Raw genomic sequence first — 20,350 nt, forward strand, 5'->3', positions numbered from 1 at the left:
AATGAAAAAACTGAAAAGCCGCGCGGTGCCGTTTTCCGCCATGCTCGGCCTGGCGATCATCGCCATTAACCTGATTGCCGCATTGTTTGCGCCGTGGCTGGCACCGCACAGCGAAACCGCACAGGTGGGCGATATCTGGATGCTGCCCTCCGGCGCGCTGCCGCTCGGCACTGACAGCCTTGGCCGCGATATGTTGTCGCGTATTTTGTTTGGCGCACGTACCACCATCGCCATCGCGCTGGCCATCACCGCCATCTCGTTTGTCATCGGTATTCTCACCGGCTTCACCGCCGCCATTTATGGCCGCTGGGTCGATGTGGTGCTGACGCGCATCGTCGATACCCTGATGTCGATCCCGGTACTGATTCTGGCGCTGATCGTGTTGTCGGTACTCGGCACCTCGATTCCGGTGCTGGTCGGCACCATTGCCTTGCTGGACGCCACCCGCGTTTATCGTCTGGCGCGTCTGGTGGCGCAGGGCATTGTCTGCCAGGAATATGTCGAAGCGGCGCGTCTGCGCGGTGAGGGCCTCGGCTGGATCGTGCGTAAGGAGATTTTGCCGAATGCCATCCCGCCACTGCTGGCGGAATTTGGCATGCGTTTCTGCTTCACCTTCCTGTTTATCGCCGGTTTGAGCTTTCTCGGTCTGGGTATCCAGCCGCCGTGGGCCGACTGGGGCAGCATGGTGCGTGACAACGCCCAGGCAATTAACTTCGGCCAACTGGCCCCGCTTTACCCGGCTGCCGCTATCGCCCTGTTGACCATTGGCGTCAACCTGGTGGTTGACTGGCTGCTGGTGCGCAACAACCTCTCGCTGGGGGAAGAAGGATGATTCAACCGATTCTGGAAATGCGCAATCTGCGCATTGAAACCGACCAGGGCATTCCACTGGTACAGAACATTTCACTCAGCCTGAAACCCGGCGAGGTGCTGGGACTGATTGGCGAATCCGGTGCCGGTAAATCCACCATCGGCCTCGCCGCATTGGGCTATGCCCGTTCCGGCTGCCGTATTGCCGGTGGCGAAGTGCGTATCGCCGGACAGGATATCGTGCCGCTCTCCAGCAAAGAGAAACGTGAAATTCGCGGCAGACGCGTGGCCTATGTGGCGCAAAGCGCCGCCGCCGCGTTTAACCCGGCGCTGACCATCGGTAAACAGGTGTGTGAAGGCCCGATCCGTCACGGCCTGATGAACGCTGAAGAAGCGCAGGCCTGGGCAGTGACGCTGTTCCGGGCGCTGGACCTGCCGCAGCCGGAAACCATCGGCCAGCGCTATCCGCATCAGTTGTCGGGCGGCCAGTTGCAGCGCGCGATGGCAGCGATGGCGATGTCCTGTAAACCTGACCTGCTGGTGATGGATGAACCCACCACCGCGCTGGATGTCACCACCCAGATTGAAGTGCTGGTGATGCTGCGCAAGCTGGTACGCGAGTTCAACACCGCCGCGCTGTATATCACCCACGATCTGGCGGTGGTGGCGCAAATCGCGGACCGCATCATGGTGCTGCGTCAGGGCAGCGAAGTGGAATGCGGCAGCACCGCTGACATTCTGCAAAATCCGCTGGAAACTTATACCCAACGGTTGGTATCGGAGCGCGCCCATGCGCTGACGTCGGTACACGCCGAGAACACCGCGCAGGGTCAACTGCTGAGCCTGCAAAATCTCTCCACCGGTTACAACGGCAAAACCGTGGTTCACGGCGTCTCGATGAGCATTGCCAAAGGGGAAACCCTGGCGATTATCGGTGAATCCGGCAGTGGCAAAAGCACCCTGGCACGCGCGCTGTGTGGCTTGCTGGGCGATACCGCGGGCAACGTCAGCTTTGCCGGTCAGGTGCTGGCGAATCGCTACCAGCAGCGCGACAAAGAGACGCTGCGCCGCATCCAGATGATTTATCAGTTGCCGGATGTGGCGCTCAACCCACGCCAGACCATCCTTGAAGCGATTGGCCGCCCGATTGCCTTCTATTTCGGACTGGATAAACGCCAGGTACGGGCACGCGTGGAAGAATTGCTGCGCCTGACCGAGCTGCCGCTCACCCTGATCGATCGCTACCCCGCCGCGCTGTCGGGTGGTCAAAAGCAGCGTGTTTGTATCGCCCGCGCACTGGCCGCCGAGCCGGACTTGATCATCTGTGATGAAGCCACCTCGGCACTTGATCCGCTGGTGGCGGAAGAGGTGCTGAATCTGCTGCGTCGTTTGCAGGAGCAACTGGGGCTGTCGTACCTGTTTATCACCCACGATCTCAGCACCGTGAAGCGCATCGCGCAGCAGGTGGCGGTGATGTACCAGGGCAACGTGGTGGCGCAGGGGCCGACCGAGCAAGTGTTCAGCGCCCCGATGCACAGCTACACCGAAAAACTACTGACCTCAGTGCCGGAAATGCGTACCACCTGGCTGGATGAGGTGCTGGGTCAGCGTCAGAACAACGCAATGGCAGGAGCCTCATGAAAACCTTCGTAACGCAATTCCCCCACAGCGTCAGCGTGACGGAACATCTCTGGATTACCCTGAAAGACGGCACGCGCCTTGCCGCGCGCATGTGGCTGCCGCTCTCCGCCAGCCAGCAGCCGGTGCCCGCCATTCTCGAATACATCCCCTACCGCAAGCGCGACGGGACACGTACCCGCGATGAGCCGATGCACGGTTATTTCGCCGGTCAGGGTTATGCGGTGCTGCGCGTCGATATGCGCGGTAGCGGCGAATCAGACGGCTTACTGGAAGATGAATATCTGTTGCAGGAGCAGGAAGATGCGCTGGAGGTGATTGACTGGATTAGCCAGCAATCCTGGTGTAGCGGTGCGGTTGGCATGATGGGCAAATCCTGGGGTGGTTTTAACTGTCTGCAACTGGCGGCGCGCCGCCCACCTGCGCTGAAAGCCATCATTACCGTATGTTCTACCGACGATCGTTACAACGATGATATCCACTACAAAGGCGGCTGCCTGCTGAATGACAACCTGTGGTGGGGCGGCATCATGCTGGCTTACCAGAGTCGCCCGCAGGACCCGGCCCTGGTGGGGGAAAGTTGGTATCAGGACTGGCTGAATCGGCTGGAAAACATGCCATTCTTCCCGGCGCTGTGGATGGATCATCCGCTGAAAGATGCTTACTGGAAACACGGTTCGGTCGGTGAAGACTGGTCGGCAATTCAGTGCCCGGTGATGGCGGTTGGCGGCTGGGCAGATTCCTACAGCAACGCGGTGTTCCGTCTGATGGACAATCTCGACGTGCCGCGCAAGGCGATTATCGGCCCGTGGGCGCATATCTATCCGCAGGATGGCACGCCGGAACCGGCAATTGGTTTCCTCCAGGAAGCGGTGACCTGGTGGGATCGCTGGCTGAAGCAGGTGGATAATGACGCACTGGCTGGCCCGCGTGTGCAGGCCTGGCTGAACGACAGCCAGCGTCCGGGATCGCAGCGTCCCCAGGCGTTTGGCGAGTGGATTGCTATCGACGGCGATACCGACGCGGTGACGCAGCCGCAACGCTGGCATGTGCAACCAGGCAGCCTGACCACCACGCCGCTGGCGCAGGAGAGCTGGCAAGCCATCTGTACCCAGCAGAACCACGGCCTGTTTGCCGGTGAGTGGATGGGGGCGGGCGTGTTGGGCGAAAGCCCGAGCGACCAACGTATGGACGACGGGTTGGCAGAGAGTTTTGACAGCGCGCCGTTAAGCGAAAGCCTGAGCATCTACGGTTTCCCGCAGTTCAGCGTCAAACTGAGCAGCGACAAACCGGCGGCGATGCTGTATGTCCGTCTCTCCGATATCGCACCGGATGGCGCATCAACCCGCGTGACACACGGCTGGGTTAACCTGAGCCATTTGCAGGGGCAGGATAAAAACGTGCCGCTGACGCCGGGTGAAGTGGTGGATGTGCAGGTGCAACTGGACGGTATCGCCTGGCGCTTTGCCGCCGGACATCGTCTGCGCATTTCGCTGGCGACCACCTTCTGGCCAATGATCTGGCCGATGGCGGAAGTCGCCACCCTGAAGGTGAATCTGGCGAGCGCCGCGCTCGACCTGCCGGTATGTCGGCAGGTGACAGCGATTGACGGCCCCAACCCGCAACCGACCACCGCAGCCAATACGCCACTGACGTTACTGTCGCCGGGACGTGTCGAACGTGAGTTGCGTTATGACGTGGTCAACGATAGCTGGGAAAGTGTCACCCACGGTATCGGCGGGGTGTTCGGTGAGGGCGTCTATCGTTTTGACGATATCGATACCACCGTTGATCACAGCCTGCGCCGCCAGTTGACCTGTCATAACGATGATCCGCTGTCAGCCCATTATCTGCTGACGCAGAGCATGAAGATTGGCCGGGAAGGTTGGTGGACGGAAACCGATATTGAGCTGGAAATGCGCAGCGATTTGACGCATTTCATCATCAGCGGCGAGATGAAGGTGCAGCATAACGGTGAAGCGGTGTTTAATCGCCGCTGGGATCGACGGATTAAACGTTAAAAAAAGCGCGATAAATCGCGCCGCTACAAAATATCGTAGCGGCGCAATTTATTGCGCGGGTTATGCGATTTAAACGCGCGGATACTTGTCGCTATTCACCCAGGCGTGATCTTTCTCCCAGGTAAATTTCCACAGACGTACCGGACCCGCCATCACGTTCAGGTAATAATTATCGTACCCCGCCAGCGTCGCCACCGGATGGTAGCCGCGCGGCACCGTCACCACATCCCGGTTATACGGTGCCATACATTCGTCGAGTGAACGATCGTCGGTATACACGCGCTGCATGGCAAAACCCGGCTCCGGATCGAAACGGTGGTAATACGTCTCTTCCAGGTAGGTTTCGTCCGGGCTGTCCTTCTGGTCGTGCTTGTGGCTTGGGTAAGAACTGGTCGCGCCTTCGTCGGTGTAGACTTCCACCACCAGCAGGCTATCAGCTGGCTGAGTGTCCGGCAGAATGTTATGCACCAGACGCTGGTTGCGTCCCTTACCACGATGTTCGACCCCGACATCTTCCGGCGCAATCAGGCGCGCCGGTAAGTTGCCCTGGCTGGGAGCGTTGCACACCGCCAGTTCCAGATCGCTATCGGCGTAGACTTCCACCTCATCGTTATGCGGCACATACACCGAATACGGCGGAATACGCTCGAACGGTGACAGACGCTTACCGAGATTGGGGAACTCCGCATGACGGGTTTTCACCGAAGCAAAACCCGCCACCAGCACCAGACACAGCTCTTTATCACCGCTGCTGAGTTTCAGCGTCTGTCCCTTCTTCAGCAGATAAGCATCAAAACCGACATATCCCCAGCCCGCGCTTTCCGGCGTAACATGCTGAATACGGCCATTGCTGTCTGGCTGCTGCGCTTTCGCAAGTAGTGACATCACCCTCATCCTCTGTTGGCAGATTAACCCAGGGTCGGCATGCTGAATTCAGACACCGTCTGCTGACCGCTCGGCCAACGCACAGTGGCGGTTTTCATACGGGTATAGAAACGAACGCCGTCCGGACCGTGCACGTTCAGCGCGCCAAACACCGAACGTTTCCAGCCGCCGAAGCTGTGGAACGCCATCGGTACCGGCACTGGAACGTTGACGCCGACCATGCCCGCTTCCACATCCTGCACAAACTCACGCGCGGTGTGGCCGTTGCTGGTGAAGATGGCGCTACCGTTGCCGAATTCATGGCTATTGACCAGTTGCAGCGCGCTGTGGAAATCCGGGGAACGCATGATGCTCAGCACCGGTCCGAAGATCTCTTCGCGCCAGATGGTCATCTCTGAGGTCACATTGTCGAACAGCGTACCGCCCACGTAATAACCTTCCGCATGGCCCGGCACCTGATAGTTACGACCATCCACCACCAGTTTCGCGCCTTCCTGCTCACCTTTGTCGATATAACCCAGCACTTTTTTCTGGTGCGCGGCAGACACCACCGGCCCCATTTCATTCTCTTCCGCACCCTTCTGGATACCCGGACCGACGCGCAGCGCTTTGATCAGCGGCGTCAGGCGTGCAATCAGTTTATCGGCGGTGCCTTCACCCACGGCCACCACCACCGGCAGTGCCATGCAACGCTCACCGGCCGAACCAAATGCGCCGCCCATAATGGCGTTCACGGTGGCATCAAGATCCGCATCCGGCATCACGATGGCGTGGTTTTTCGCTGCACCAAACGCCTGAACACGTTTGCCGTGGGCGCTGGCGGTTTTGTAGATATGCTCGGCCACGCCGGATGAACCGACGAAGCTCACCGCCGCAATGCGCGGATCTTTATACAACTGCTCAGCATCTTCGTTGGAGGAGTGCACCACGTTGAACACGCCATCTGGCAGACCGGCTTCTTTCAGCAGCTCCGCCATGCGCACAGAGGCTGACGGGTCAAGCGCCGGTGGCTTAAGCACAAAGGTGTTACCGCAGGCCAGCGCAATCGGGAACATCCACAACGGCACCATCGCCGGGAAGTTGAACGGCGTGATACCCGCCACCACGCCCACCGGCTGCATCAGCGAGTAGCTATCAACGCCGCCGCCCACGTTGGGTGAATTTTCGCCTTTGATCAGATGCGGAATACCGCAGGCAAATTCAATCACTTCAATACCGCGCGTCAGCTCGCCCAGCGCATCAGACCAGACTTTACCGTGTTCAGAGACAATCAACGCCGCCAGCTCCTCGCGGTGTTGTTCCATCAGAGCTTTGAAGTTGAACATCACGCGGGCACGACGCAGCGGAGAGGTCTTCGACCATTCCGGGAAGGCCGCATGCGCGACTTCAATCGCCTGAGCGACTTCGTCCGAGGTGCTCTGCGTCAGCTCACGTATCACTTTGCCGGTCGCCGGATCGTAAACAGGGATAGTTTCGTTGCTGGCGCTGTGGGTAATCTGGCCGCCGATAAAGTTTCCTACGATGTTCATGTCGTTGCCTCTTTAATGTGTAAACCAGCTAAGACTAAAAGCGTGATATGAAGCTATTACAATGAAATAAATTTTTCAAATACTTATTTTTGGAAAATTTCCTTTTAGCGGGCTGGATCGCATTTTTCCTCGCGCCCCATCCACGCTGGCCGCCGCATAGATCGGGTATACAAAACGAAATATGAAATTTTTGCGAGGCAGATCCAATATCTGATATTTCATAATTCACTAACAATGAAATAAATGTTTTCTTTGGCTCCATCTTACCCGCACATCATTACAGGAGCCGCAGCATGGCCATCGATCCCACCCGTTTCTGTATTAACCGTAAAATTGCTCCAACGCTGTCGCTGGAAGCGTTCTTCCAGCTGGTGCAGCGTCTGGGACTGAACAAAGTCGAACTGCGTAACGATATGCCGAGTGGCAGCGTCACTGATGGCCTCAGCGCCGCCGCGCTGCGCGCGCTGGCCGACAAATACCACATTGAAATCGAAACCATCAACGCGCTCTATCCGTTTAACCGCGTTGATGACGCGCTGCTGGCGAAAACCGAAGCCCTGTTGCAGGAAGCGCAGCAGATCGGGGCCAAAGCGTTGGTGATGTGTCCACTGAACGAAGGGATCGCCATCTCCCCGGAACAGACGTTGGCAGCGCTGCAAACGCTAGCGCCGCGCTTTGAACATTACGGTATTCAGGGACTGGTGGAACCGCTTGGCTTCCCGGTCAGCTCGCTGCGTTCGCCGGTGAAAACCCAGCAACTGATCCGCGATGCGCAGGTACCTTTCAAACTGCTGCTGGATACCTTCCACCATCATCTGTACGAAAACGCTGAGCTGGAGTTCCCGCAGGAGATTGATGTGAATCAGATCGGTCTGGTGCACCTGTCGGGTGTGGAAGATCGTCGCCCGACGGCGCAGCTCACCGATGAAGAGCGCATCATGCTGAGTGATAACGATGTCCTGAACAGCGTGGCGCAGGTGAAGCGTCTGGAGAGGCTGGGCTACAAAGGTATCTATGCCTTTGAACCCTTCTCTTCCGAGCTTGAGAAGTGGAGCGCGCAAGACATCGAACGTGAAATCCGCGCCAGTATCGAATTGCTGCAAGCCTGACCGAAACGAACCCTTATCTGTGTCTCTGACACAACTTTGTAGTGATTGGCCTCGGTCGGAGGCCTCTTTTTAATTCTCTTTGATTTCAATGGGCGGGCTGGCGGGCTGACGTCGGCTCATGCGCAGCGTACATACCAGCGCCAGACACACCAGTAGCGCAGTGAGGAAGTAGACCAGCGGCACTCCCGCGAAGCTCATAATAAAACCGGCAATCGGGCCGGTGATCCCCAACGACAAATCCATAAACGCGGTATAGGTGGCGAGCGCGCTGCCCTGATTCTGCTGCGGCACCACTTTGACCGCCACCACGCCAATCGCCGGGAAGACTAACGAGAAGCCTGCGCCGGTAAAGAACGCGCCAACCTTTGCCATCCAGGGATCAAACGACGCGGCAACCAGGAACAGGCCCACCGCCTCCACCGCAAAGCAGATGCTGGCAACCCGTAGGCCGCCGAGGCGGTTGATGGCATTCGGGAACAACAAACGGGTGCCGACAAAGGCAGCGCTGAATAGCGTCAGGGCAAATGCCGCGCCATCCCAGCCTTTATCTTTATAGAACAAGGTAATAAAGGTGGCGATCACCCCGAAGCCCGCCGATCCCATCGCCAGGATCAGGCCAAAGCCGTAAATCTTGCCCAGGACATCACGGAACGGCAGCGGTTTGGCTTTGCTGCCTTTCACCGGCGCACGCGGTAACGCCAGCGCAATTGCCAGCACACAGATGGCGATGATCACCCCGGAGAGCAGCAACAGCCCGCCGCTGTGGAAAATCACCACGCCAAGCGGTGCCCCAATCGCCATCGCCCCATAGGTGACAATGCCGTTCCATGAGATCACCCGACCAATATGCAATGAGCCAACCCGCGCCACGCCCCACAGCGAGGTGCCGGTGCCGGAGAAACTCTGGCCGATACCAAGAATCACCCTGCCGAGGCACAGCAAGCCAAGACTGAGCACTGTCCAGCTTTCGGTCAAGGCCGAAAACAGAATGCATAACCCGCTGATAAAACAGCCGAACAGGCCGATCACCACCACTTTTTTCGGTCCCCACTGGTCGGCATAGCGTCCGGCATGGGGGCGGCTCAGCAGCGTGGCGAGATATTGCAGGCTAATCACCAGTCCGGCCCAGAAGGCACTATAGCCGAGGCCGTCATGGACAAAGCCGGGCAGCACCGCCAATGGCAAACCAATGGTGAGATAGCTGGCAAAGTTGAACATCACGATGGAGAGAATCAGTAAATTCAGACGGAAAGGCGTTAAAGCAGGTTCCGCAGCAGGCTGGTCAGGCATGAGTAATTGCGCTCGTGTTTGACGGAGTTTTTATAACAGAACCTTTACTATACGCCTTTTATGCCCTGGCGCATCATAGCCTCTGATGATATTTGGTCATCATTCCGTCATATCGCCACCGTAGACTCGCCGCCAGTGAAATCCCAAAGAGGATAACAATCTGATGCCGCTCCTGATAAACCATCGGGTGCGCGTGGCGTGTTGCCGCTTCCTGTTGTTAGCGGGAGGTGGTCAATGACGCGTGTCGCGCAACCCATCGAACTGAAAAACCTGAGCTGGTCAGCGGGTAACCTGACCATTCTGCACGATCTCTCCCTGACCATTCCGGCCGGACAAACGCTGGCGCTGCTCGGCCCTTCTGGCTGTGGCAAAAGTACGCTGCTGAAACTGCTGGCGGGTTTGCTGCAACCCACGTCCGGCGAAATCTGGCTGGGCGACCAGTGCGTCGCCTCTGCCACCCACTGCGCAGCGCCGGAAGCGCGCAACCTCGGCATGGTGTTTCAGGATTACGCGCTGTGGCCGCATATGAGCGTGGCGCAGAACGTGGCCTTTCCGTTGCGTATGCGCGGGGTAAAAAAAGCAACGGCGCTGGAACAGGCACAAGCCGCGCTGACGCAGGTTGGACTGAGCGGATTTGGCGATCGTAAACCCGCGATGTTGTCGGGCGGTCAGCAGCAACGCGTCGCGTTAGCGCGTGCGCTGGTCGCACAACCGGCGATTCTGCTGTTCGACGAACCCTTATCCAATCTCGACCGCGAACTGCGTGAAACCCTCGCACAACATATGGCGCAGTTGCTGCGCGCCGCCGGGATCACCGCCGTATACGTCACCCACGACCGCGAGGAGGCCAAAACCCTCGCCGACCGCATTATCCATCTGGCGCAGGGCCAGATGGTTTCAGTCACTGACCTCTCAGGGGAAAACCATGCCATCTCTCAAGTCTGTTAAAACAGGAGCCATCAGCGCGATGATTTTGACTTCCGCCATGATGATGAACGATGCCGAGGCACTGACGGTGTACACCGCCGGGCCGGGATCGCTGGCAAAAAGCCTCGCCGCCGGGTTTGAAAAACAAACCGGGGTCAAGGTGAATATATTCCAGGCCACCACCGGCAAAGTGATGGCGCGCCTGGAAGCCGAACAGGCAAATCCGCAGGCCGATGTGCTGATCTCCGCCTCCTGGGATACCGCCGAAGACCTGCAACAACGTGGTTGGTTGCTGCCTTACCAAAGCCCCAACGCGGCCAACGTCCCGGCGGCGTTTAAAACCGATGCTTACGTGGCACAAGGCATTTCCGCGCTCGGTATCGTCTGGAACACCAATAGCCATACCCCGGAACCGAAAACCTGGCAGGACCTCACCGGCCCGGCATTTAAAGATCAGGTCACTACACCCGATCCAGCGCTGTCCGGGGCGTCCCTCGATCTGTTAATCGGTTTGCAGAACGGCGAAGGTGAAAAAGCCTGGCAGTTGTTCGATCAACTCAAAGCCAACGGTATGGTGATCAGCGGCCCGAACGCCCAGGCGGTGACGCCGGTGTTGCAGGGTGCGAAGGCGGCGGTATTTGGTGCGGTGGATTACGTGACCTACAACAACATCGCGCAAGGTGAGGCGGTGAAAGTGATTTTCCCGGAAAACGGCACGGTGGTCGCGCCGCGTCCGATGATGATCCTGAAAACCAGCCAACATGCTGCGGATGCTAAAGCCTTTATCGATTATGTGTTGTCGGATGAGGGCCAGCAGCAAGTGGCGAAGGCCTGGCTGATGCCAGCGCGTACCGATATCAAGGCACAACGCCCGCTGATCACCGAGATTAAACTGTTGCCGGTGAATCAGGAGGGGGGCAGCGAACGCGCGGCAGTGCTGAAACGCTTTGCCACGCTGTTCGGGCAATAAGTCATGGCGCGTGCCCTGTTTAACGGTTTGATCCTGCTGGCGTTGCTGGTGCTGGTGGCGCTGCCGCTGCTCTTTATCGTGCTCCAGGCGCTGTTTCCGCATCTGAGCGAGGGAGAGTGGCGTGGCGCTTTCAGCGCGCTGCCGACCCTGCTGGAGGACCCGCAGTTAGTCCCGATGTGGCTGGGTACGCTGAAAATTGGCCTGGGAGTGGCACTCGGCAGCCTGCTGCTCGGGCTACCCCTTGGCGCGCTGCGTGGGCTGTTTCGCCTGCCCGGCGCGGCGCTGTGGGATCTGTTGTTTCTTATCCCCTTCCTGACGCCACCTTACATCGTCGCGCTGGCCTGGACGCTGGCGCTGCAACGCAATGGTTACGTTGCCCAGCTCACCGGGCTGAATTTTGACAGCCTGCTGTTCAGCAGCAGCGGCATGATGCTGGTGATGACGCTGAATATCTTTCCGGTGGTTTACTTCGCGGTGTCGCGTGCGCTGATGACAAGTGGGCAGCGTCTGGCGTGGGTGGCGCGGGTGCATGGCGCTTCCGCATGGCGTGCTTTCTGGCAAATCACCCTGCCCCTGACCTTACCGGCGTTGGCGGGTGGTGTGCTGCTGGCGTTTACCCTGGCGATTGAGGAGTACGGTGTGCCGGCGGCGCTCGGTGCACGCGCCGGATTAACCTTGATGACGGTGGGCATTGAACAGAAGCTGGCCGACTGGCCCATCGATTTGCCAGGGGCCGCCTCGTTGTCGCTGATGTTAAGCCTGGTGGCGCTGCTGGCGTGGTTTTGCCAGCGCAAACTGACCGGCAGTAGCGATGTCACGGCAGTGAGCGGCAAACCGGTGTCACAGGATGCCGCCGATCCTGGTGGCTGGCAGTGGCCAATGTTGCTGTTGTTCACCGGGACCGTGCTGCTGGCGGTAGCGTTACCGCTGGGGGCCATGACGCTCAGCGGCCTGTTAAATACTTTATCCGGTGGCATTCATACCAGCAACCTGACGCTGCGCCATTTCGCCGCGCTGTTCAGCCAGCAGGGGGATGCGCTGACAGCCTTCTCCACCAGCATCGGGCTGGCACTGGGGGCGGCGTTGCTGACCGGGCTTCTTGGCTTTCTCATCGCCTGGCGCGTTGCCGAGGGCAAAACCCGTCTGCTGGCGCTGATGGATGGTCTGGCGCTGCTACCGGCGGCCATGCCGGGGGTGGTGATTGGCGTGGGGTTGATTCTGCTGTGGAATCGCGGTTTCTGGCCAGTTTCACCTTACAACACGCTGGCGATTTTGCTGCTTTCCTATAGCTGCCTGCTGCTGCCGTGGCCGGTGCGCTATGTCAGCAGCGCCCTGCGCCAGCTTGGCCCAACGCTGGAACCCGCCGCCCGCGTGCATGGGGCGACGCGTATCCAGGCGCTGCGTTTGATTGTGTTACCGCTGGTGGCCCCGAGCCTGCTGGCGGCCATGATGATGGTGTTTGCCGTCGCCTCGCGCGAACTGGTGACTTCACTGATTCTGGCTCCGGCAGGCACGCAAACCGTAGCGATATTTATCTGGCGGCAGTTTGAGCAAGGCTCCGTCGGACAGGGCATGGCAATGGCCACCCTGACGCTGCTCGCCAGCCTCAGCCTGATGCTCGCCGCGCTGGCGTTGCTGCGCAGAAAATCGGGCTAGCCTGTTTTGCGTGATAAATCACGCCGCTACGTCAGGTAGCAGCGCAATTTATTGCGCTTTCAATCAATGCTGCCCGCCGTCAGCAAACACCTGTGTATCGGTAATCGCCTGCACATCTACCTTATTCGGCAGAATATGCAGCGCGCTGAACAGGTCAGATACCTTCTGCACCTGGCCGATATCATCCGGTGTCACCGCGCGAATACCGTGGGAGATACGCGCGGTGATTTTCCCGGCATCAGCCGGTTGCAGGCGCGTCAGTTGCGCATACACCTGGTTGTATTCTTGCGGGTGCGCCAGCGCCCACGCACGCGCCTGTGCCAGACGATGGGTGAAATCGGCAATCGCCGCCCGCTTCAATGGATCATCGAGCGAGCTTTGTGTCGCGGTGACAAAGGAGAGTGCCGTGGTCAGCCCTTTGCCATCACGCAGCAGGCGTGCGCCATGCTGCTCCGCAATACCTAAATAGGGATCAAAGGTGGCCCAGGCGCTAATCTGCCCTGAGTTAAACGCCGCGCTGGCATCGGTTGGCAGCACAAAACGCACCGGGACGGCATCCCGTTGCACATCTGCTTCCTGCAAAGCCTGATACAACAGATGCTGTGAGATGCTGCCGCGCGCAGATGAAACCACCACCTCTTTACCCACCAAATCCTTAACGCTGTGGATTGGCGAATCCGCCGGCACAATCAGCCCGTTGGAGCCGCCGTCACCAACGTTGGTGGCGATGATTTTCAGCGGAACACCGCCAGATGCCGCCATCAGCACCGGTAAATCACCGGCGTAGGAGGTGTCCACGGCCCCGGCGCGCTGCGCTTCAAACAACGGAGCCGCCCCCTGAAAATTCGCCCAACGGTACTGATAAGGCGCATCTTTCATCACTCCGGCCGCTTCAACCAGCGAGCGCAGGTTGCGCGCCTGATCGCCCAGCACCAGCGTGACGTGACTTAAATCAGGCGCAGCCTGACTGCCAAACGCCGCGCACAGCAACAGCGCAGCAACAACGGGTTTCAGCCATTTCATCGGTGAGAATCTCAGAGGGCGTTGCGGTTGAGCTGACGGATGTAGGCATCCCAGTGCAGCAGATATTTTTGGTTGCGGATGCTGTTATCAAATGCCTGCGCGGCTTTCTCCGCCACCGCATCCGGCAGGATAATCAGTTCAGCACCGCCCGCTTGTGCCGCCAGCTGTGCCTGACAGGCGCGTTCGAGATAATAGAGGTTATAAAATGCCTCTTCGATGCTGCCGCCGCTGGTGAGCAGGCCATGATTGCGTAAAATCAACGCGTTACGCGTGCCAAGATCGGCCACGATACGTTGCTGCTCATCCAGATCCAGCGCGATACCTTCGTAATCGTGATAGCCAAGGCGCTGATGGAAGCGGGTGCTGTGCTGCGAAATCATCAACAGCCCGTGCTTCTGTGCCGACACCCCAATGCCCGCGGCGGTATGGGTATGCAGCACCGCATGCGCATCCGGGCGGGCGCGATGGATCGCGCTGTGAATCACAAATCCGGCCGGGTTAATACCTAGTCCGGTCGGATCATCAATGATGTTGCCGTCGATGTCGATCTTCACCAGCGTCTCCGGCTGGATTTCATCGAAGGTCTGCCCGTAAGCATTAATCAGGAAATGCGGTTTTTCGCCGGGTACGCGCAGTGAGAAATGGGTGTAAATATGATCCGTCCAACGCAACTTTGCCGCCAGATGATAAGCCTGCGCCAGTTTGACGCGTGCCTGCCATTCTCCCTCGCTAATGCGCTGCCGTAATGCGCTGACATCCAGGATTGCCGTACTCATTTTCTGCTCCTTTGCCGGGTCGGTTTGCCTGCAAATCATCCTGACACAGCGCTTTTCACCCTGGGAAATGCCAATAACGGCAAAACAATGTCAATAAACGCAAAGCGGAGTCGATAATTGACCTGGGTCAGTTTGGTTGAAAATCAAAACACTAACATGCACGACCCCGGGAAGTGCTATGCTGCTGAAGCCGCAGCTTATCGCCCTTCCCGCTGCTTAAACCTGACGAGGGATGCCTGGTGCCACCGCAGAGACGAAACCGCGATTTTGGTTGGCTGTTGATTGTTTGTGCCGGGCTGCTGCCGCTGGTGCTTGGCATCCTCTGCACGGCCATTGAAGCACGCCACACCGTGCATCAGCAGCAAATCACCACCGCTAACGCCCTACTGGCTCAGGCAGAAAGAATGAGCGACAGCGCCTGGGACATGATCACCGAGTTGCGCCAGTTCCACTATCAACCCTGTGCGGCGATTGAAGACAAGCTGCAACGTGAAGGTAACCTGAACGCCTATTTTCGCTCCATCGGCAAGCTGGAGGGCGATAACGTGACCTGCTCCTCGGCATACGGGATGAATCCCGGTTCTCTGAGCGAAATGATGCTGCGTCAACCTCCCGTAACCGGCAAAGCCTGGTGGAGTATCTCGATCCGTGGGACATTTGGCGTGCCAGACCGACCGGCAGTGATTTTTGTGCGGCAACTGCCTGATGGTGAAGGTTTTTTTGCGGTAATTGATGGTCAGTATTTGATGGATTTTATGCGCGCGCTGGGCGAGTCGCGTGGCTATCGCATAACCATGCGGTTTAATGACGGAGCCCCCATCACCAGCGAGCCGGCGGAGCAGCTGCCGGAAACCTACCTTAAAAGTGAACCCTGGCGGGCAGAATCCAGCCGCTATCCCATCAGCGTCGAAGTGGTGGTCCCTCCCAGCGAACTGTTGAAGGCGTGGCGGCAGGCGTTGTTTATTTTCCTGCCGATGGCGGCGATTTTTTCCATTCTGCTGATGATCCTCACCGCCAATTGGTTGCGTCGTCGTATCTCCTGGCGGGATGAAATTCGTCGCGCGATGCGCAACCGCCAGTTTTCGGTCCATTATCAGCCGGTCTACAGCATGGCCGCGCAGCGCTGCAACGGTGTCGAAGCGTTGCTGCGCTGGCATTTGCCAAACGGCGATACCATCCGGCCTGACATTTTTATCAGCGCAGCAGAAGAGGAAGGCATGATTGTGCCGCTGACGCGTCATTTGCTGGAGCTGATGGCGGAAGACATTCAGAGCTGGCAAGTGGAACCGGGGTTCCATATCGGGCTGAACCTGGCGGCAGAACATTTGCAACACCCGGAGTTTGTCGCAGATATCCAGCTGTTCGCCAGACGCGTGCAGAACAAAAAATTGCAGATAACCCTGGAGCTGACCGAGCGCAGTTTGATTCACGACGGTGAAGATGTGGCGCGTAAGTTGCGATTGCTACAGGCGCAAGGGATGAAGGTGGCAATCGACGATTTCGGTACTGGTCACTGCTCGCTCAGTTATCTGCAAACTTTTCCACTCGATTATCTGAAGATCGATCGCGGCTTTATCAACGCGATTGAACGGCTGGATGGCGAAACCCCGGTACTGGACGCGATTATCAATCTGGCGCACAAGTTGCAGCTTGAGGTGCTCGGCGAAGGCGTTGAAACCTCGTTACAATTCCACTACCTGCAACAGCGTGGTGTGGTATTTATTCAGGGCTATTATTACGCCTGGCCAATGGATAATGACCGGCTGCGCGCATGGCTCAACGAGCAGGGGCAGCAGCCGCTACTTGCTGAGGAATCCCATGAGTCTGAACTGTATCATTCTTGATGATTACCAGAATGTCGCCCTGACGCTTGCCGACTGGGCGACGCTGGAACCGATGGTCCACACCACCGCCCTCACCACCCACATCGACGATCCCGACACGCTGGTCAGCCAAATTGAGCACGCCGATATTCTGGTGGTGATGCGTGAACGTACCCCGCTCAGCGCTGAGCTGATTGGCCGCCTGCCTAAACTGAAGCTGGTGGTCACGTCCGGCATGCGCAACGCCTCTATCGATCTCGATGCCTGCCGCGAACGTTATATCGCGGTATGCGGCACTGGCAGCAGCAGCGCACCGCCGCTGGAGCTGACCTGGGGACTGTTGCTGGGGCTGGCGCGTCATCTCGTCAGCGAAAATCAGGCGCTACGCAGCAATGGCCCGTGGCAGCAGACGCTGGGCATCGGATTGCAGGGCAAAACCCTGGGATTAATTGGGCTGGGGAAAATTGGTGGCGAGATGGCGAAGGTGGCACAGGCATTTGGTATGCGGGTATGCGCCTGGAGTCAGAATCTGACCGCAGAGCGCGCGGCCGCCTGTGGGGCAGAAAAGATGAGCACGCTGCCCGCCTTGTTGCAGGCGAGTGATGTCGTCTCCCTTCATCTGGTACTGAGCGATCGCACCCACCATCTGCTGGATGCCGACGCGCTGGCGCAGATGAAAGCGGGCGCGTTGCTGATCAATACTTCGCGTGCTGGCCTGGTCGATCAGGCGGCAATGATCGCCGCCTTGCAAAGCGGGCAACTGGCGGGTGCCGGGCTGGATGTGTTTGATCAGGAACCGCTGCCAGCCGACCATCCGTTGCGCCAGTTACCGAACGTCCTCGCCACGCCACATCTGGGTTACGTGGCCGATAATAACTACCGCACCTACTTCACCGAAGCCGTAGAAAATATCAATGGTTGGGTAAAAGGCGCACCGCTGCGGTCCCTGCTGTAAACCTGCGTTTTACGCCCACTCATAGCCATAGTTTCAGCCGAAAACCCGCTGGTTTTTGGCTGAAACATGACAGATATCACACAAAAACGGTATACTCTGTGGCGGGACGCAATAATTGCCAGCGTAATTATTGCTGTAGCAAGCCGGAAAAGCGCACTTTTTATGGCTATGCTTTAATTTTCTCAACGCCGCGGACTGACTGCCGTCACCCGGTCCGCGCCGTTGAGGACTTTCTGATTCCAGGACAGGGTAACCTCATGAAAATTCGTAGGAAACGTGTAAAACCGATCGGGCTGGATGATGTCACCATCATCGACGATAGCCGTTTACGTAAGGCCATCACCGCGGCATCTCTGGGTAACGCGATGGAATGGTTCGATTTTGGTGTGTATGGCTTCGTGGCGTATGCGCTGGGTAAGGTGTTTTTCCCGGATGCAACGCCCGGAATTCAGATGATCGCCGCGCTGGCGACCTTCTCCGTCCCCTTTCTGATCCGTCCGCTGGGTGGCCTGTTCTTCGGCATGCTGGGGGATAAATACGGGCGTCAGAAAATTCTCTCGATAACCATAGTCATTATGTCGATCAGTACCTTCTGTATCGGCCTGATACCTTCGTATGCTTCTATCGGCATCTGGGCGCCCGTGCTACTGCTGATCGCCAAAATGGCGCAGGGCTTCTCGGTGGGCGGTGAATATACCGGTGCGTCGATCTTCGTCGCCGAATACTCGCCGGACCGTAAGCGTGGCTTTATGGGAAGCTGGCTGGATTTCGGCTCCATCGCCGGTTTCGTGCTGGGTGCCGGTCTGGTAGTACTGATCTCCACCATTATCGGCGAAGACCGCTTTCTGGAGTGGGGCTGGCGTCTGCCGTTCTTCCTTGCGCTGCCATTAGGCATCATCGGGCTGTATCTGCGCCATGCATTGGAAGAGACTCCGGCCTTCCAGCAGCATGTGGACAAGCTGGAACAGGGCGATCGTGAAGGTTTGCGTGACGGCCCGAAAGTCTCGTTTAAAGAGATCGCCAGCAAACACTGGAAAAGCCTGCTGGCTTGCGTAGGTCTGGTGATTGCCACCAACGTGACCTATTACATGCTGCTGACCTATATGCCGAGCTACCTGTCGCATAACCTGCACTACTCGGAAGATCACGGCGTGCTGATTATCATCGCCATTATGATCGGGATGCTGTTTGTGCAGCCAGTGATGGGGATGCTGAGTGACCGTTTTGGCCGCCGCCCGTTTGTCATTATTGGTAGCATCGCGCTGTTCATCTGCTCCATTCCGGCGTTTATGCTGATCAACAGCGGCATGATTGGGCTGATTTTTGCCGGCCTACTGCTGCTGGCGGTGATCCTGAACGCCTTCACCGGTGTGATGGCCTCCTCGCTGCCCGCAATGTTCCCGACCCATATCCGCTACAGCGCCCTGGCCAGCGCCTTCAACATCTCGGTGCTGATTGCCGGTCTGACCCCGACCGCCGCCGCCTGGCTGGTGGAGTCCACCAACAATCTCTACATGCCGGCTTATTATCTGATGGTGATTGCGGTGATTGGTTTGGTCACCGGCCTGTATATGAAAGAAACGGCGAATAAACCGTTGATTGGCGCAACGCCTGCGGCATCTGACATTGAAGAAGCGCGTGAAATCCTCCAGGAACATCACGACAACATTGAGCAGAAAATCGAAGATATCGATGCCGAGATCGCGAAACTGGAAGCGAAGCGTAAAAACCTGGTGCAGCAGCACCCGGATATCAACGAGTAATTCCTCCACTCCCGCTTCGGCGGGAGTTTTCATTTGCTGCGCAGCACACAAACCTTCATCCACCGCCGTGAAAAGGAGTAGACTGGCGCTACTTTTTTCACCTGTAAGTAAGAATGAGCATGTCTGATTTTTCTCTTATCCAGCGTCCAAGAAGGCTGCGTAAAAGCGCCGCGATGCGTGAAATGTTCCAGGAAACCAGCCTGAACCTCAGCGATTTGGCGCTGCCCATCTTCGTTGAAGAAGGGGTGGATGATTACAAACCCATTACCGCCATGCCAGGCGTGATGCGTATTCCCGAAAAACGTCTGGCGTATGAAATCGAGCGTATTGCCAAAGCGGGTATCCGTTCGGTGATGACCTTTGGTATTTCGCACCACACCGATGCCACCGGCAGCGATGCATGGAACGAAAACGGCCTGGTGGCGCGTATGTCGCGCATCTGCAAAGACACCGTGCCAGAGATGATCGTCATGTCTGACACCTGTTTCTGCGAATACACCAGCCACGGCCACTGCGGCGTGCTGTGCGACCACGGTGTCGATAACGACGCTACCCTGATTAACCTCGGCAAGCAGGCAGTGGTTGCCGCGCAGGCCGGTGCTGATTTTATTGCGCCGTCAGCGGCGATGGATGGTCAGGTTAAAGCGATTCGTCAGGCGCTCGACGCCGCCGGATTTACCGATACCGCCATCATGTCTTACTCCACCAAATTCGCGTCTTCGTTCTACGGCCCGTTCCGTGAAGCGGCGGGTACGGCGCTGAAAGGCGATCGCAAAACCTATCAGATGAATCCGATGAACCGCCGTGAAGCGATTCGCGAATCGCTGATTGATGAAGCGGAAGGTGCCGATTCCCTGATGGTGAAACCGGCCGGAGCCTACCTTGATATCCTGCGTGACATCCGCGAGCGTACCACGCTGCCGCTGGCTGCCTATCAGGTAAGCGGTGAGTACGCGATGATCAAATTCGCCGCGCAAGCCGGTGCCATCGATGAACGCAATGTGGTACTGGAAAGCCTCGGTGCCATTAAGCGCGCCGGTGCTGATTTGATTTTCAGCTATTTTGCCCTTGATCTCGCCGAGCAAAAAATGCTCTGATCACCGTTACGCTTATCAGCCGTTGTTTGGCGGCTGATAAGTTATTACGGCCATCTTTTGTTGTGGCACAACACCAGT

General features: G+C 57.9%; 16 protein-coding genes. 11 read left to right on the plus strand and 5 right to left on the minus strand.

What is annotated here, in order from left to right; all coding sequences use genetic code 11:
• Window position 1 precedes the first annotated feature (1 nt).
• Genes AC6I8R_RS19215 through AC6I8R_RS19225 form a run of 3 tightly spaced genes read left to right on the plus strand, consistent with a single transcriptional unit; the run spans window position 2 to window position 4,469 of the window.
• Window positions 2-832 (plus strand): ABC transporter permease, encoded by an 831-nt coding sequence (locus tag AC6I8R_RS19215; protein ID WP_021184878.1) that lies wholly within the window; start codon window positions 2-4, stop codon window positions 830-832.
• Window positions 829-2,451: an ABC transporter ATP-binding protein gene (locus tag AC6I8R_RS19220; protein WP_415173653.1), complete on the plus strand. Its 1,623-nt coding sequence runs from the start codon at window positions 829-831 to the stop codon at window positions 2,449-2,451. The genes AC6I8R_RS19215 and AC6I8R_RS19220 overlap by 4 nt, the downstream gene beginning before the upstream one ends.
• A complete protein-coding gene (locus tag AC6I8R_RS19225) occupies window positions 2,448-4,469 on the plus strand; it encodes a CocE/NonD family hydrolase (RefSeq protein ID WP_497832694.1) in 2,022 nt (673 codons plus the stop codon). The genes AC6I8R_RS19220 and AC6I8R_RS19225 overlap by 4 nt, the downstream gene beginning before the upstream one ends.
• Window positions 4,470-4,538: 69 nt before the next feature.
• Here the strand turns inward: AC6I8R_RS19225 and iolB are convergent, their stop codons facing one another.
• A complete protein-coding gene (gene iolB / locus AC6I8R_RS19230; RefSeq protein WP_021184881.1) occupies window positions 4,539-5,354 on the minus strand; it encodes a 5-deoxy-glucuronate isomerase in 816 nt (271 codons plus the stop codon).
• Between the two features lie 23 nt (window positions 5,355-5,377).
• Window positions 5,378-6,883 (minus strand): CoA-acylating methylmalonate-semialdehyde dehydrogenase, encoded by a 1,506-nt coding sequence (locus AC6I8R_RS19235; RefSeq protein WP_021184882.1) that lies wholly within the window; start codon window positions 6,881-6,883, stop codon window positions 5,378-5,380.
• Between the two features lie 293 nt (window positions 6,884-7,176).
• On the opposite strand from AC6I8R_RS19235, the gene AC6I8R_RS19240 reads away from it, so the two are divergent.
• Entirely contained in the window at window positions 7,177-7,992 is an 816-nt protein-coding gene (locus AC6I8R_RS19240; protein WP_497832695.1) for a TIM barrel protein, read from the plus strand.
• A gap of 69 nt (window positions 7,993-8,061) precedes the next feature.
• On the opposite strand, the gene AC6I8R_RS19245 is transcribed toward AC6I8R_RS19240, so the two are convergent.
• Complete coding sequence (locus AC6I8R_RS19245) at window positions 8,062-9,282, minus strand: MFS transporter (RefSeq protein ID WP_497832696.1); 1,221 nt, start codon at window positions 9,280-9,282, stop codon at window positions 8,062-8,064.
• A gap of 234 nt (window positions 9,283-9,516) precedes the next feature.
• Here AC6I8R_RS19245 and AC6I8R_RS19250 point away from each other — a divergent pair, with 234 nt between their 5' ends.
• Genes AC6I8R_RS19250 through AC6I8R_RS19260 form a run of 3 tightly spaced genes read left to right on the plus strand, consistent with a single transcriptional unit; the run spans window position 9,517 to window position 12,835 of the window.
• The gene (locus tag AC6I8R_RS19250; protein WP_497832697.1) at window positions 9,517-10,230 is read left to right on the plus strand and encodes an ABC transporter ATP-binding protein; all 714 of its coding nucleotides are present in this window, start codon (window positions 9,517-9,519) and stop codon (window positions 10,228-10,230) included.
• On the plus strand, window positions 10,208-11,179 hold the full coding sequence (locus tag AC6I8R_RS19255) for an ABC transporter substrate-binding protein (protein ID WP_208724331.1): 972 nt from the start codon (window positions 10,208-10,210) through the stop codon (window positions 11,177-11,179). Before AC6I8R_RS19250 ends, AC6I8R_RS19255 begins: the two co-directional genes overlap by 23 nt.
• Window positions 11,180-11,182: 3 nt before the next feature.
• Window positions 11,183-12,835, plus strand: coding sequence for an ABC transporter permease (locus AC6I8R_RS19260; RefSeq protein WP_497832698.1), 1,653 nt, complete (start codon window positions 11,183-11,185; stop codon window positions 12,833-12,835).
• A gap of 63 nt (window positions 12,836-12,898) precedes the next feature.
• Here AC6I8R_RS19260 and AC6I8R_RS19265 read toward each other — a convergent pair whose 3' ends face one another.
• Together AC6I8R_RS19265 and AC6I8R_RS19270 are read right to left on the minus strand one after the other, a co-directional pair.
• The gene (locus tag AC6I8R_RS19265; RefSeq protein WP_497832699.1) at window positions 12,899-13,858 is read right to left on the minus strand and encodes an ABC transporter substrate-binding protein; all 960 of its coding nucleotides are present in this window, start codon (window positions 13,856-13,858) and stop codon (window positions 12,899-12,901) included.
• Window positions 13,859-13,869: 11 nt separating this feature from the next.
• A complete protein-coding gene (locus AC6I8R_RS19270; RefSeq protein ID WP_021184889.1) occupies window positions 13,870-14,634 on the minus strand; it encodes a class II aldolase/adducin family protein in 765 nt (254 codons plus the stop codon).
• Between the two features lie 239 nt (window positions 14,635-14,873).
• On the opposite strand from AC6I8R_RS19270, the gene AC6I8R_RS19275 reads away from it, so the two are divergent.
• The 4 genes from AC6I8R_RS19275 (at window position 14,874) to hemB (ending at window position 20,272) form a co-directional block, all read left to right on the plus strand.
• On the plus strand, window positions 14,874-16,478 hold the full coding sequence (locus tag AC6I8R_RS19275; RefSeq protein WP_415173647.1) for an EAL domain-containing protein: 1,605 nt from the start codon (window positions 14,874-14,876) through the stop codon (window positions 16,476-16,478).
• Window positions 16,453-17,412: a D-2-hydroxyacid dehydrogenase family protein gene (locus AC6I8R_RS19280; protein ID WP_415173646.1), complete on the plus strand. Its 960-nt coding sequence runs from the start codon at window positions 16,453-16,455 to the stop codon at window positions 17,410-17,412. The genes AC6I8R_RS19275 and AC6I8R_RS19280 overlap by 26 nt, the downstream gene beginning before the upstream one ends.
• A gap of 257 nt (window positions 17,413-17,669) precedes the next feature.
• Complete coding sequence (gene proP / locus AC6I8R_RS19285) at window positions 17,670-19,175, plus strand: glycine betaine/L-proline transporter ProP (RefSeq protein ID WP_415173645.1); 1,506 nt, start codon at window positions 17,670-17,672, stop codon at window positions 19,173-19,175.
• A gap of 119 nt (window positions 19,176-19,294) precedes the next feature.
• A complete protein-coding gene (hemB, locus tag AC6I8R_RS19290; RefSeq protein ID WP_299448246.1) occupies window positions 19,295-20,272 on the plus strand; it encodes a porphobilinogen synthase in 978 nt (325 codons plus the stop codon).
• Window positions 20,273-20,350: the final 78 nt, after the last annotated feature.

It is taken from the genome of Pantoea sp. X-Soil-OKNW-713, from assembly GCF_059730685.1.